The sequence below is a fragment of the Parafrankia irregularis genome, from assembly GCF_001536285.1.
GTDB classification, from domain to species: domain Bacteria; phylum Actinomycetota; class Actinomycetes; order Frankiales; family Frankiaceae; genus Parafrankia; species Parafrankia irregularis.
This window is the reverse complement of record NZ_FAOZ01000008.1, coordinates 122,807-136,804: the sequence shown is the minus strand read 5'-3', so window position 1 is coordinate 136,804 and position 13,998 is coordinate 122,807. Positions and strand designations below refer to the sequence as shown.

Sequence of the window (13,998 nt, the reverse complement as noted above, 5' to 3'; positions counted from 1 at the left end):
TGCGCGTCCTCCCCACGCCCGTGGGGGTGATCCGAGGACTCACATGGATGGTACGACGGGCGTGCGGTCCTCCCCACGCCCGTGGGGTGATCCGCAACGCGAATACTCGGGTGCGCGATGGATTCTGTCCTCCCCACGCCCGTGGGGTGATCCGCAACGCGAATACTCGGGTGCGCGATGGATTCTGTCCTCCCCACGCCCGTGGGGGTGATCCGTGCACAATCGGACCGCAGCAGGCTGTCAACGTCGTTCTCCCGACGCCCGTGGAGGTGATCCGCGGGCGCAGTAGCGCGGCGAGAGTCTATGTTCCGGCAGATTATAGGTTTGAGTTTGGTTGTGGGGGGCTGGAGGTCATTGGGTATTGGGGTGACGGCGACCTCCGTGTGGCTTGGATTCCTGGGCCCCGTTCGTGCGGTGGCGAACGTGCGGTGGTAAAAATTTTGGGACGGCTACGGGTTCCCCTGGCGGCCTTCAGGAGGTTCTGAGGTTGGCGAGTGAGCATCGACGGTTTTCGCGCTCCTGTGGTGTAGGTCTCGGGGAATATCTCGGGGATCGGTAGGCTGAGCGTCCATTGGTATGACGAGTGTTTGTTTGCGAAAAGGTTCCATCCGACGCCCGGGAGCGCTGGACATCTTGCAGTCAGACGGTCGGCGGATCGCGAGGTCAAGGAAATGGTGTGATCGCGCCTACCGCGGTCCGTCTGCGGTCCGTGTGTGTTGGAGTCGGTGACCGTGAGGGAGGAGGAGCAAGCCGCTCCGACAGAGTCTGCTGAGCTGGAAAGCCTAGGCGAGGCAGCTGCCGCTCGGGTGCATGGCGAGGAGTCGGCTGAACGGGACGCGGTGGGCACGGCGTGTAACCGGGCTGGTGTGCATCGTGACGACGCTATTTGTGTCATTATTCTTGATGATTCGCCGCCGCTTTCCCCTGAAGCGGCACGGGCTTTGTTGCGTATACTTCTTGCTGTCGGTGAGCGTGGACCAACTGAGGAATCCGCAGAGACCAGAGGTGATGGTCGCGCCCGCCGGAGGCGGAGCGACGGTTCTTGAGTATTCCCGGGTTGTGCTGGCTAGATGATGCCGGCCATCCGCGGAACATCAATCCTGTTCAGGATGGAAAGTGGTGATTTGGATGACGTCCTCTCCCACTCTGCCGGCCGCCGTCGGAAGGCCGGAGTCGGCTCGGATACGGTTTGCCTTCACTGGGCGAGTCTCGACCGAGGACCAGCAGGACCCTGAGGCATCCCGGCACTGGCAGATCGCCCGTGCTACGGCGCTGATCGACGGCCATGGGGAGATCGTGGCCGAGTACTTCGATGTCGGCCAGTCACGCTCGCTGCCGTGGAAACGGCGTCCGCAGGCGAGTCTGCTTCTTGCTGCGCTGGCCGACCGGGAGCGCGGCTTTGATGCTGTGGTGGTCGGTGAACCACACCGTGCGTTCTACGGCAACCAGTACAGCCTGACGATGCCCGTGTTCGAGCATTACGGCGTCGCGCTGTGGGTGCCCGAGGTCGGCGGGCCGATCGACCCGACGTCGGAAGCCCACGACATGATCATGTCGGTGTTCGGTGGCATGTCCAAGGGGGAGCGGAACCGGATCAAGATCCGGGTGCGGTCGGCGATGCAGGCGCAGACCAAGGTCGAGGGCCGCTATCTCGGGGGCCGGCCGCCCTACGGGTACCGGCTCGCCGACGCCGGGCCCCATCCGAACCCGGCCAAGGCTGCCGATGGGCGACGGTTGCACCGCCTCGAACCCGATCCTGCGACGGCCCCCGTGGTGGTCCGGATCTTCGAGATGTTCCTCGGTGGTGCGGGAGTCTTCGCGATCGCGGAAGGGCTGACAGCCGACGGGATCCCGTGCCCGTCCGCCAACGATCGGGCCCGTAACCGCCACCGTGAAGGTCTGGCCTGGTCGAAGGGTGCGATCCGTACGATCCTCTCCAACCCCCGGTACACCGGCCACGAGATCTGGGGGAAGCAGCGGAAGGAAGACGTTCTGCTCGACGTCGAGGACGTGGCCCTCGGCTATGAGACCAAGTTTCGGTGGAACGCGACCGAGACCTGGGTGTGGTCTACCGAGCGGGCCCATCCCGCGATCATCGACATCGACACCTTCACCCAGGCACAGACGCTGCGTGCTGCCCGCAGGGTCGTCCCGCCCAGCGAACGCGGCCAGCGGCGCGACACCCGTCGCTACCTGTTCCGCGGGATGCTGCACTGCGGTCTGTGCACCCGGAAGATGCAGGGTAACTGGATCAACGGGAAGGCGCACTACCGCTGCCGCTACCCCCAGGAGTACGCCCTGGCGAACCACGTGCACCATCCGAGCAACGTCTACCTGCGCGAAGCGGCGATCGTCCGGCCCCTCGACGACTGGCTGTTCACCCGCTTCGCACCCCACCGCGTCTCCGACACGATCGACGCCATGACCCAGGCCCAGAGCGACCCGGAAGCGGACGACCCTCGCCGGGCCGCCGCACAGAGGCAGGTGGCTGAGTGCGACCGCAAGCTCGCCCGTTACAGGGCCGCCCTTGACGCAGGTGCCGACGAGACGACCGTCGCGGGTTGGATCGCGGAGACGACAGCGCAGCGCGCCGCCGCCCAGGCCGTCCTCTCCACCTGCTCCCGACAGGCACGGCCGCGTCTGTCCCGCCAGGAGATCGCGGATCTTGTCGAGCGATTGGATGATCTCCGTCGGGTGCTTCGCGACGCCGATCCGGAGGACAAGGCGAAGGTCTACGCTGCGCTGGGAGTCCGCCTGACCTACATGCCCTCTGAGCAGAGGCTGCTGGTCGCAGCAACGCCTGCCTCAAGGCATGTAGGCGTAAAGGTTGTGTCCGAGGGGGGACTCGAACCATTACCCCACCACCGGTCACCCTCTCCGGTGACCTCGTTCTCGCAGGCCAGACGGGGGCCGGCCGATGAACGACGTATCGTTCACTCCACCCGTCGACCACGAGACCCGGTCGTTCGCGCTTCGGGCGGTCACCATGCTGATTGCCAGCGTCGTCGCACTGAGCTTCCTGTTCGGACTCGGCAATGTGTGGGCGCTGGGGATCCGGCTGGGCGTTCCCGCCTACATAGCTCCACTGGTCGCGCCCGCCGTTGATCTCTCGGTTGTGGCGCTACTCGTTGCGACCCGTCAGCTCGCCCTTGGCGGTGCGAACCGAGAGCAGATACGACCAGCTCAGCGCCTGCTCATCTTCTGCAGTCTCGTTACGCTCGCGCTGAATACCGCAGAGCCGATCATTGAAAGCCACTACGGCCGTGCCGCGTTCGACGCTGTCGGCTGCTGTCTACTCATTGGCTGGTCCCACATCGGACCGGAACTCCTGCAAGCCCTGCAGGCGACCGCGAGCAGCGAGGAGGCGGGCTCCACATCGGCGCTCGGGAGTCGAACCGCGACCGCAGCAGGCCAGCCGGATCCGCTGGTGGCAGGCCACCCGATGCGGCGCCCACGGGAGGCGGTCCGGGCCGACCACCGCGACCAGCAGAGACGTGCTTCCGATCAGGATCTTCTTGGCCGTGCCCGCGTTGAGGACGCACTCCACTGGCAGGCCCATCGTCGTCCGATCTCTGCCGAGAGTCTCCGCAAACGCCTCCAGGTCGGTGCCGGCACAGCCCGTGGTCTCGTCGCGCAGCTACGGACCGAACCCGGCCATCGGCTCGATCCTGTGGCAGAAGCCGCTCAGGTTGCCACCGAGTTCGAGTCTCTGCCAACTACCGCATAGCGGCGACTTCGGCATCAGATTGCTTAGAGCGTGTCTCGCGTGGCCGTGGTAGATCTTCTTCCATGACCTGAGGTGTGAGTGACCGCCTTGCCTCGCGGCTGGTACCGGACGAGCTCTGGGAGCTCGTGGAGCCTCTGTTGCCTCCGTTCGCGCCGCGTCCGCAGGGCGGGGGCACGGCTCCGGCGGACGAGCGGGCGGTGTTCACCGCGGTCGTGTACGTCCTGACGTCGGGTTGTGCGTGGCGGCATCTACCGCCGTCGTTCGGGGTGTCCGCGCCGACGGCGCACCGCCGGTTCCAGGCCTGGACCCGGGCCGGGTTATGGCCCCGACGGCACCGGGCGGTGCTGGACGGGCACGGAGCCGCCGGGAACGTGGACTGGACCTCGGCGATCGTGGACTCCGCGAGCGTGCGGGCCAAAAAGGGGCTCGCTGACCGGTCCGAGCCCGGTCGACCGAGGCAAAGCCGGCTCGAAACTCCACGTCCTCACCGCCGCCGCCGGCCTCCCGCTGATCGTCGGGGTCTCCGGCGCCAACTTCCACGACGGCCGCGCTCTGATCCCGCTGGTCACGGGGATCCCCGCGGTCCGTTCCCGGCGCGGCCCACGGCGCCGCAAGCCGGGCAAGCTGCGCGCCGATAAGGCCTACGACAGCGATGACCCGCGCCGATTCCTGCGCGACCGCGGGGATCGTGCCCCGGATCGCCCGCAAGGGCTTCGAGTCCAGCGAGAGGCTCGGCCGCCACCGGTGGAAGGTCGAGAGGACGATGGCCTGACTAGGCGGCTACCGCCGCCTCACCATCCTCTACGAACGCAACGGCCATAACTTCCTCGGATTCCTCACCCTGGCAGCGGCGCTGACCTGCTGGAAGAAACTGGCCACGTGAGACAAGCTCTTAGCCGCTAGCGCGGCGACTTGTCGCAGACAGGCATTCAGCATGGCAGCTTGAACGATTCACCATGGGGCAGTAGGACTGCTAATGGGGTTGGTGTTCAAGCGTCTCTACCATTCGCTCCCACAGAGAGTCGAACAGTTCCTCGCGGGTCAGTTCACGCTCCATGCTGCCACCCGAACCGGCCAACGAAAAGTCAGTGTATTTCAGCTTGGCTTGCTGCGTCTGAGTATCGAAGAAGGGCGTGGCCCAAGCATTGAAGCCACCACCAAGGCCCTCGCGGTAACCGAAGGCAAAGGTGATCCGATTGTCGCCGAACCCTTGACTTCCTCGTGCAATGTCGATCGCATACGATATCCGACCTCGACGTTCCACTCGTACCAGAACTCGGTCCGATGACGCGTCGATGCTGCCAATGAAACCAGATTCCCGAAGTGCAGGAAAATCCTCGCGAAACTGGTCGGCGAGGTAGTCGAACACATTGCACAACTCTTCATAGACGCTGAATTCGGCTGGCGCAACCCTCGGCAGGCGACGCTTCAGGACCGCACCCGCCGCGGTCTCGGCCGGTGCGGCTTGGTGCTGCGTCAACTGGCCGTAGTTGATCCCTACGGCTTGCCCGCCGGGAGCGGCCACGTTCCCGATCCGAATCGAACCGGCTGCCGCGGGCGGATCATCATCCGGTCTGGCCGCCGTGCGCTGACCTGGGAAGGCCGGCGGCACCGGCATGCCCCCAGGGAACGTCGGCGCGGTGTGTGGCTTGGCGCGTCCGCCGGATATCGCCCGTCGAGCCGCGTCCACCAGCTCCGCGCTTACCTGGCCCTCAGGCTTGCCGAACAGGTCGATGGAGACCAGCTGACCTAGCAGCCCCGGCCGGGCGCACTCCTCTACCCGGACTACCAGCAGCTTGCGGGCTGCACCATCGGGATCGACCGCCCACGCTGCCTGCCACTCAGCCCGGCCATACACCGAGCCGGCGTACGCGTTCGAGAGGACCGCGACCGTCCGCGCCGCTCGCGACACGCCCTCGTTCATTTCCGTCACCCAGTTTGAGCCCGGTACGAAGTCCCAGGCCTGGATCAGGACCGTGTAGCCAGCCCCTTCCAACGTCCAGGCAACCCACTCCGCCCACGTGCGGTCGGCCTGGGTGTAGGACACGAAAAAGTCACGATCACTGCCGCCAGCCCGACCGCCAGCAGAACCGTCCACCGAGGCTCCATCACTCACCGGAACAGTGTGGCACTGTCGCATACCGCACCAGCGAAGCCACCGACCACGGGTTCGGTGAAGGCGCGACCGCGCCCCCCGCCCGATGATCCAACCCGGTGCCTGAGAGGGCTACTGTAAGGCAGCGCCCGTGTAGATCGTGAGCCCATCTCAGATGGATAGCGTCGCCTTCGGGGCGGTTGCTGGGATGCTGGACGTCGAGAGTGGGGGCCAGACGGTGATCTTCGAGGGGTGAGCGCGGTGGAGAGCCTGCCCCCGGAAGAGATCGCGGCGGTGTTCGCCGCGCGTTTCCCGGATCCGTTGTCGGCACAGCAAGTGATCGCCCAGGTTGGCCTACCGCGAGAGCGGCAGCCGGGTTGGACCGCCGCGCTGCCGGCGCTGGCGTGGTGGATCGAGACCATTCGGCTGCTTGCGGCGGGCGCCGTTGGTCCGGACTGGCCGTCCCGTCTCGAGACTGCTGCCGCGGCCTTCCCGCAGTCCGCGGCAGCTGGCGATGAGTCTCAGTCCTCGACGGCCGGCGAGCAGATCGGCGTCGCGATCGGGAACGTGTCTGCGCCCTCCGGTCAGGCCACCGGGGTCAACAACGGGACGATTAACTTCTACGCCGGACATGAGGTGCCCCGTCGGCCACCCGCATTTTTGCCCGTCGCGGAGCACCTCGCGTCGTGGCTAGCTCCCGACGCGATCCACCACCATCGGGCCACGCTGGTCGGGCGGGAGTCGCAGCTACGCCGTCTACTCGACGATCTGGATCCAGTCGGCGAGCGTGTGCGCGTGGTGCTGGTGACCGGTCCTGGGGGGCGGGGTAAGTCGCGCCTTGCGCTGGAGGCGCTTCGCCGGGCGGCGGACCGGTGGCCGGAGGTCCCGGCACTCGTTCTCCAGGAGGAGGCCACGCTCGACGGGATAGCACTGGCGGAGCTTCCCGACGGTGCGGCGTCGATCCTCGTCGAGGATGTCCACAAGCGCTCAGAGGCGCATCTGCTGTCTCTGCTCGCACAGGCGAAGAAGACCCCGGGAACAGTCCTCATTCTGACCACCCGTGGCCTCCACCACGCAGCGGTCAATCAGGCGGTGCACCGGGCGGGACTTGACGGCGACCGCGACGTGATCGAGCTGACAACCTTGGATCTTCGAGCCGCGCAGATGCTGGTCGACGAACTCGTCGCCGACGGCCCGCCGCTTCCGGACGTGTTCGTCGAACATCTCGCGCGGGTGGGATGCGACTGCCCGCTGGTTGCTGTCGTCGCGGTAGAGCTCGCGCGCCGCGACAAACTAGCTCCCGTCCCGCTGGCCCTCGACCAAGGCTTCCGCGACGAGGTCCTCCTAGCGTTCAGCGACGAGATCGCCGGCAGGGTCCCCGAAGGTATAGATCAGCCGACAGCGACCAGGTTCCTCAAGTACGTCTGCGCGATTGCCCCGTTCCGGGTCAACGACCACGACCTGTACGACAAGATCGCCACCCTCGCGAAGGCTCCGCCCGAAGATCTGGTCACTATCAGGCACGCCTTCCGCGAAGCGCATGTGCTGGTCGAGGCCCATGGTCAGGCATGGGTGCGACCTGAAATCGTCGCCGACGAGGTCCTTGCCAGAGCGGCAGCGGTAGGCGGGCACGACTCCGGGTTCGCCCTACGAGTCTGGCGGGCGCTCAGTGAGACCAGCTCGCGTTGGTCGCTGGTGGCGAACCTGGCCGAGGTGTCGTGGCGTCTCAGTGAGACCGACGGGCCTGACATCTTCGAGCCGGTATGGCTGGATGTCGTGGCCCAGATCGACCTGACCGACCTCGTGGAGATCCACGCGTTCCTCACCAGGGCCACCATCCTCGCGGAAGTCCAGCCCACCCGCCTGTTCAGCCTGCTCGACCAGCTCCTGGCGATGCTCACACCAGTCCAGCGCCCGCTAGGCATGCACGATCTCGCTGCTCGTCAGGTAGAAAAGGCGCTAGACCAGGCGGTACCGCTGCTAGCACGCTGTGTCGCAGCGAAGCCAGCTCTCCTCGCCGGCGCCCTCGACCATCTATGCGCCCTTGCGTTGGTCGACGGCCGGCCCGTGCACCAGACCCCCGATCACCCTGTCCGCCTGGTCACCGAGCGACTCACGACCATGGACCGCCCCGGATCCGTCACTGCGGCCAGGACGGCGATAGAGAAGGTAGAGGCCTGGTCGGCGAAACCCGACCCCCTCGACGCCGTGCGAACGCCGCTGTTCGCCCTCGAGTCCCTGGTCGCGAAGAGCGCGATGTCGACGGTCTGGCACCGCGATGGCATCAAGCTCCTCCCATACCTGATCAGCCCCGACAAGACCGCCGATCTACGACGTCGGATCCGCACCCTCTTGATCCGCGAAGGCACTGGCCCCTCGCTGCGCCGCACGTGCGAAGCCGTCGATCTACTCGGCGCCGCGCTCCACGAGCCGGCCCAGTACGTCGGCATGACCGTCACCCTCGACAACATCCTCGCCTGGGAGTCCGAGGACCTCGCGACCCTCGGCGCCATGTCTGAGATCGCGGAGGCAGCGACCGAACCACTGGTCCGCCGACGGCTGCGTGACCAGGTCTCCTGGCACGCCACCCGCGCGAGATCGCAAGCGGTGCGCACAGCCGCGCTCACCCTCGTCACCGAACTCGACGAGCATCCGGAGGACGATCTCACCGCCGCGCTCCTCGGCGCTCCCGACGTCCTGCTGCCCTCTCGCCGCGGGATTCCCGTACCGACCGGTGGAACGCCCCGCGCCGACGAAGACCTCGGCATCCGTGCCGAGCAGAGATGGCAGGCTCTCGCGACCATGTGGGCAACGGTGGCGACGGCGCTGTGGGCCGAGCATGACGCAGCGGGCATTATCGAAACGCTCAATGAGCGCCTCCGCAAGATCGACCAGGTCCAACCAGCCGAACGCGCCGCTCCGGGCGCGCGGCCACTTCTGCAGCACCTCTGTCAGGCGTGGCCCGATCGGCTCCGTGATCTCGCCAACGCGGCGATAGGCCTGGCCGATGGGCCACTTGATGACTATCTCTACGTGGTGTTCGACGCGTGGGCGAGACACGACTCCGACACCTTCAGCCTCGCCATCCCGACGCTGCTTCATGGCCGCAGCGGAGTGCGCCGCGCGGCCGCCCGCGGGTTCACCCTCGGCTGGTCGGAACTCGACACCCGTTTCGAAATGATCCAAATCGAGGCACTGCGTGCCGGTGACCCCGACCTGCGCGACCAGCTTGCCGCAGGCACCGCACCCCAACTACGCAGGGACCCGGCGGGAACCGCACAGCTACTCGCAGACGTAGCCCGTGACGCGCCCTGGGGTATCACCCAGGCATTGCAAGCCGCGGGCAACTACGACCTTGAGGCCTGGGGCGGCACGCTGGACAACGAAGCGGCCCTCGCCATCCTCAACCTCACCCAGCTCATCGGCTGGGACGACACCAACATCCAATGCCTCGTCGCCAGCATCGCACGCCGCCTGCCCGCCCAGGTCCTCACCGCCCTAACCGCACTGGGGATAGAGGACAGTCGCGCGCCCGACGTCGTAGGACTGCCCGAAGCACTCGATCAACACCCAACAGAGATCGCGGCCTGGCTCCGCCGGCTTACCCTCACCGACCTCCGACCATGGACGTTGCTCCCCGGCCTTGTCCTCACTGTTCTCGGCTCTCGTCCTACCGACGGAGCCGAACTGGCCCTCGTCGACGTCGTCGAGACCGCAGAACTGAAGCAACTTGCTCGGCTGCTTCGAGGGCTACGGCAATGCGACGGGCTAGTCATCGCCCGGCCGAACTTTGTCTCCGCGGTCCTCGCACGCATCGGCGCTGCGCCCCCGACCGAACTCACCGACGAGATCGACGCCCGCCTGCGCGACATGCTGCATCCAACATTTTGGTCGCTGTCGCGGCCGGGTGAAGCTCCACAAGAACTTGTCTACCACCGCGAACAGACTGCCGAGCGCGCCCGTGACGAGGCATTGCCCGTTGAAACCAAGGCCTTCTACATGAGCGGCCTCAAATGGCTGGAGGCGGCAATCGCGGCTGAGACAAAAACCGGCGACGACGAATAACCGGCGGCGGCGAGCGAAGGGTGCAAGTAGGCGGTTTCGTCGATCAGATGGTTGATCAAGATGCTCGGCGATAACCGCGGAGGAGGCCGATCAAGGACGCCCACCCAGCCGCTGCATCACCTCGCAGCAGTCGACGCGAAGAGCAGCTGCTCGGCTCTGGGCGAGGCGTGATGACCACCCCGTTCCGGCCATGTCCCGAACTGGCAGAAACTTATCTGCCACCGTCGCCCGATCTCCGCGGAAGCCCTCCGCAAGCACTTCAAGATCAATGCCGAGCATCCCGCGCCCTCGTTGCATAGCTTCGAGCTGAAACCAACCGTCAATCCCAGCTTTGAAAAGCCATCGACGACATCGACGAGAGATCACCAAGTCTCACGGTCGCGTCCGTAGGCTAACACCATAGTGGTGGGTGCCGCGAAAGAGCGGAGGGCTGTGGCTGGTTGCATTCGTGGAGCGCGACGCCAAAGCCCGGTCCCAATCCGAGCAGTTCAATCAGAGGCATCGGCCGTCTCGGCCATGCGGCCGGACTTGCTCGGACGTCCTTCTTGGCGGGTAGGGTGTCAGAGTTCTAGTTCTTGCACCGCATCGGTTCCGAGTCCCGACACCATGGCCAGCCGGGGTCGGCGAAGCGGCGCCCAACCCGGAAATCCCGTCACGACGTTTACCACAAGACGCCCAGTTTCTTCGCCCCATGCCGGTTTTTCAGTGGCAAACACCAGCCGATCCGCCCGCAGCCTCGCCGCAGCATGACATTTCTTCGCCACCTCACGCCTCCCCACCTTTCCGACCATCTTGTCGGCAGAACTCTTACATTCCGCTATAGTGAGGACGTCATTCGAGTACGCAACCAGGTCAAGTTCCACCTCGGGGCCATCTGTAGATTTAAGCTCAACTTCCTCAACATCGTCGAAGAATCTGGCACCCGTTTCCACTTGATGGCGCAGGTATGCCGACAGCAATGCCACCGTATCCCCGTTCTCGCGCAACACCTCGCGACCGGCCGGGTGTAGATCGTAGAACCACTTCGGCTCGGCGAGCGGTGCCCGCCACGCGGGCGCATCCAAGTCGTTCCCCGCATCGCAGCGCAAACAGGTCCACCGCTGACCGATTCTGTCGACTGTCTGGAACTGTTTACGCCCGCAGGAGATGCAATCAAGCACCAAACCTCGTCGAAGCACCCCTGAGCGTAGAGCCGCATCGAGGCGTTCACGTACACCCTCTGCGGGCACGGCAGGCACCCGGCTGCATATACCAGTGAAGGTCAGGACGCCTTCCGCGCGCGACAACGCCACGCCCTCTTGGTCCGGATATGCCTCATCGCTGCGCGCACTCTTCGGGGACATCTCTCGCAGCGCGGGCAGGAGAGCCCCACCGAACAGCTCGACGTACTCCTTGCGTCCGCCGAGCATCGAGGCCAGGAGTGCCGTCCGGCGTCCGGCGCCGCTGGGCTGCGCGACGATCCCCTGCTGTCTGCACTTGGCGGCGATCCAGCTCTCAAGGCTCAGATCGCGGAGTGCGGGCCTGGCGAGCCTGTTCTCCGGCCGTATCCCCGCCACCACAAGATCGACCCGTTCTGCCTGGTAGGAAACCCCGTCGCGGCTGCTTCGCACCGACACCGACGGAAAGGGGGTCGGCTCTGCTAGGAGTTCGTGGCCGGCGACGCCACGTCGACGAACTGCTCGTCCTGCTGACCAGCGGACATCGACATGCCAGTTCAGATCCGGGACCGTGCTCAACTCAGCGCCGGTCAGTACGGGCGCGGGAAGCGGCGCGGCCATGACCGTCGTGCCGGTCCGGTCAACGGTCACCGGAACGGTCACGGCGCTGTCCCACTGATCGCGTATCGCGAGCGCGACCGATGTGGGCTGCTGCCAGCACAGTTCGGACGCCGGAACGATCTTCAGTGGGTCCGCTCGCAGCGGTGCACGCCTTGGCCTCGCTTTTCGGTCGTCATCACCGGCGATCTCTTCGCCTGCCCAGGACACCGAGACAACCGGATTCGCCGCCATCAAACGCTCGCGGATCACAGCAAGGTTGTCGGATGATTGTGATATTGAGGTGATCGTTAGCCCCGCTGGGGACCGGCGCAGGCTTCGGGCCAAGTGGGCGACGCCGTACCCCAGCGTCCACGGCAACTCGGCACGGTCGACACCCAGGGCCGACGGCAGCCAACACGCCACGCCGAACGTCTGTTGCCACAGGCCCGCAAGCGCGAAGTCTTCCGCCGTGTTACCCAGCACGAGTAGTCCGGAACGCCCGTAGCCGGTCCCCGTCAAGATCGGCTCGATGTGACTCATCGTGCGCTCGCGGGCGCTCGTCGCGGTTCGCGTATCGATACCGCCCGCGGCTCCCGGGTACCAAACCAACTCGTCAGGTGCTCCGGCAGCGGCGAGACCGCTGCCGAGCAGCCGGTCAATCAGCCGGTCCAGCGTCTCGTCGGTGAGGTCCGGCTCCACCGCGTCCCGCGACGGAGGCTCGGCGACACCGGCATGTAGAGCGACCGCGGCCCCGACCATTCCACCCCACCCCGAAGGGCAGCCCAACACGGCGCCGGACCAGGTACCAGGAACGTCCCCGATGTCCACAAAATGGCCTGCGGCTCCGTCGCCGATCGACATGACCTCCTCACCGACCGACGTGACGTCGTCGCCACCGATCCTGTAGACAGAACAGACCTTCGCGATTTCGTCGCGGGCGGCCTCGTCGGAAACCGAGTCGATCTCGGTAGTCCGTGCGGCCTCGAAGGCGCGGTCCCGTTCCTCGGCCTTCAGGAGTGCGCCACCTTCGGCGGCTACTTGGAACCAGCCGGGGGTGAAGTGCTCGCAGTCCTCGACCGTAGGGCTGTAGGTCACGACGAAGTCCGGATCGTATGCCTGGCACGCGGCCAAAAGGATCGGACTGACCTTGCCGTCACGGTGCGGCACGACCACGAAGCCGCCACCGCCCCAGATGCGGCTCGCACGGTAGAGCGCACGGCGAGCCCAGTAGCCCCAGTGCTCACCTCCATCGATCACGATGATCACCCGGGAGGGACGAAGGGTCAGCCTCACCGAGGTATAGGAGAACGGCGCGGGTGAGATCACCGACTCAATGAATCACAACGATCCGACAGAACAGCACCTCCAGATCGACGCTACGTCCGCGGCCTCTGGACCAACGCCGTAGCTTCGTCAGCCCGCAGCCCTCGCAGGCCCCGCAACGCGGTGGCCGCCCGTGCCGCAGGTAGCTGGCTGATCGTCAACACCTGACTAGACGGGGACCGGACTGATCCGGCGCCCCTCCGGCGCCCGACAGCCTGGCCAGGACCCTCGGTCATCAAACGTCGGCGACATCTGAAGATCGCGACCCTTCCGGTTCGCCGGCCGGCGAACCGGCGAGTCGACCCCGAGCCCACAGTTGAACAGACCTTGCAGTTACGTAGGCTTTGCAACTGATGTCTTGACCAAGGTACCGCTCGCGCAGAGGGAGACGCCCGTGTCCGAAGTCAGCGGCGGCCCGGCAGACTTCCTGCCGGTCGCGATCGAGATCATGACGGCCTACACCGACTCCGCGGGCGACCCTGACGGAGCGTGACATCTATGGGTGTGTCCGTCGCCATCGAAGTCGGTCCGTTGCCATCGAACCAGGCCCCTTGGGAGCTCGTGCCAGTGAAGTTGGCCGACCGGGAACAGCGGGCGCACGATCTGGGAGCGGTTGCGGGTCGGTACGGCGTCAGCCTGACATCTCCGTGTCGAGGAGTTCCATCTCGACGAACTCGACATCGCCATAGCCCTCGAACCTCTCGGTGCGGCGGCCGGTCTCGATGAAGCTGACGCGAGTGTAGACGGCGAGGGCCCGACGGTTGAACGCGGCGACGTCGAGGACGACGCGCGTGCGCGGATAGTGCTTGCGGGCGAACGACAGCCCGTCACGAACGAACCGCTCGCCCAGCCCGCGCCCGGTCAGGTCCGGTCCGGTCGCAGACCGAAGCCGTAGAACAGCTCGTCGTCCACCTGCTCGAAGTACCCGATTTACTGGAGTCCGCCAAGGAATTCGTGGGACTTCGCATCTATATCAACAGGTCTGCCTTCTGCCAGTCCGGTAGATGGGCGCTGGCTGGGCGATATTGTGT

General features: G+C 65.9%; 6 protein-coding genes and 1 pseudogene. 4 read left to right on the top strand and 3 right to left on the bottom strand.

Translation table 11 applies throughout. From position 1 onward, the window contains the following. Positions 1 to 1,128: 1,128 nt before the first annotated feature. The 3 genes and pseudogenes from AWX74_RS15365 to AWX74_RS15355 all read left to right on the top strand — a co-directional run bounded on the left by AWX74_RS15365 (position 1,129) and on the right by AWX74_RS15355 (position 4,610). Positions 1,129 to 3,105, top strand: a complete 1,977-nt coding sequence (locus tag AWX74_RS15365) for a recombinase family protein (protein WP_226930786.1) — start codon at positions 1,129 to 1,131, stop codon at positions 3,103 to 3,105. Beyond that, the gene (locus AWX74_RS15360) at positions 2,987 to 3,727 is read left to right on the top strand and encodes a hypothetical protein (RefSeq protein WP_226930787.1); all 741 of its coding nucleotides are present in this window, start codon (positions 2,987 to 2,989) and stop codon (positions 3,725 to 3,727) included. The genes AWX74_RS15365 and AWX74_RS15360 overlap by 119 nt, the downstream gene beginning before the upstream one ends. Before the next feature lie 74 nt (positions 3,728 to 3,801). Then, positions 3,802 to 4,610 (top strand): annotated as a pseudogene (locus AWX74_RS15355) (IS5 family transposase). A 90-nt stretch (positions 4,611 to 4,700) separates the two neighbouring features. On the opposite strand, the gene AWX74_RS15350 reads toward AWX74_RS15355, so the two are convergent. Next, the gene (locus tag AWX74_RS15350) at positions 4,701 to 5,825 is read right to left on the bottom strand and encodes a toll/interleukin-1 receptor domain-containing protein (protein ID WP_242666254.1); all 1,125 of its coding nucleotides are present in this window, start codon (positions 5,823 to 5,825) and stop codon (positions 4,701 to 4,703) included. A 249-nt stretch (positions 5,826 to 6,074) separates the two neighbouring features. Between AWX74_RS15350 and AWX74_RS15345 the strand changes: the two genes are divergently transcribed. Further along, positions 6,075 to 9,887 (top strand): AAA family ATPase, encoded by a 3,813-nt coding sequence (locus AWX74_RS15345; RefSeq protein WP_091277168.1) that lies wholly within the window; start codon positions 6,075 to 6,077, stop codon positions 9,885 to 9,887. A 560-nt stretch (positions 9,888 to 10,447) separates the two neighbouring features. Here AWX74_RS15345 and AWX74_RS15340 read toward each other — a convergent pair. Together AWX74_RS15340 and AWX74_RS42290 are read right to left on the bottom strand one after the other, a co-directional pair. Beyond that, positions 10,448 to 12,970 carry a hypothetical protein gene (locus AWX74_RS15340; protein WP_131799467.1) on the bottom strand — a complete coding sequence of 841 codons (2,523 nt, stop codon included), beginning with the start codon at positions 12,968 to 12,970 and terminating at the stop codon, positions 10,448 to 10,450. Positions 12,971 to 13,598: 628 nt separating this feature from the next. Beyond that, a complete protein-coding gene (locus tag AWX74_RS42290; protein WP_341271975.1) occupies positions 13,599 to 13,790 on the bottom strand; it encodes a GNAT family N-acetyltransferase in 192 nt (63 codons plus the stop codon). Positions 13,791 to 13,998: the final 208 nt, after the last annotated feature.

What these genes read in the sequence shown, in the direction of transcription:
- AWX74_RS15365 (WP_226930786.1), top strand. Translation starts at nt 1,129, where the DNA reads ATGACGTCCTCTCCCACTCTGCCGGCCGCCGTCGGAAGGCCGGAGTCG.
- AWX74_RS15360 (WP_226930787.1), top strand. Translation starts at nt 2,987, where the DNA reads ATGCTGATTGCCAGCGTCGTCGCACTGAGCTTCCTGTTCGGACTCGGC.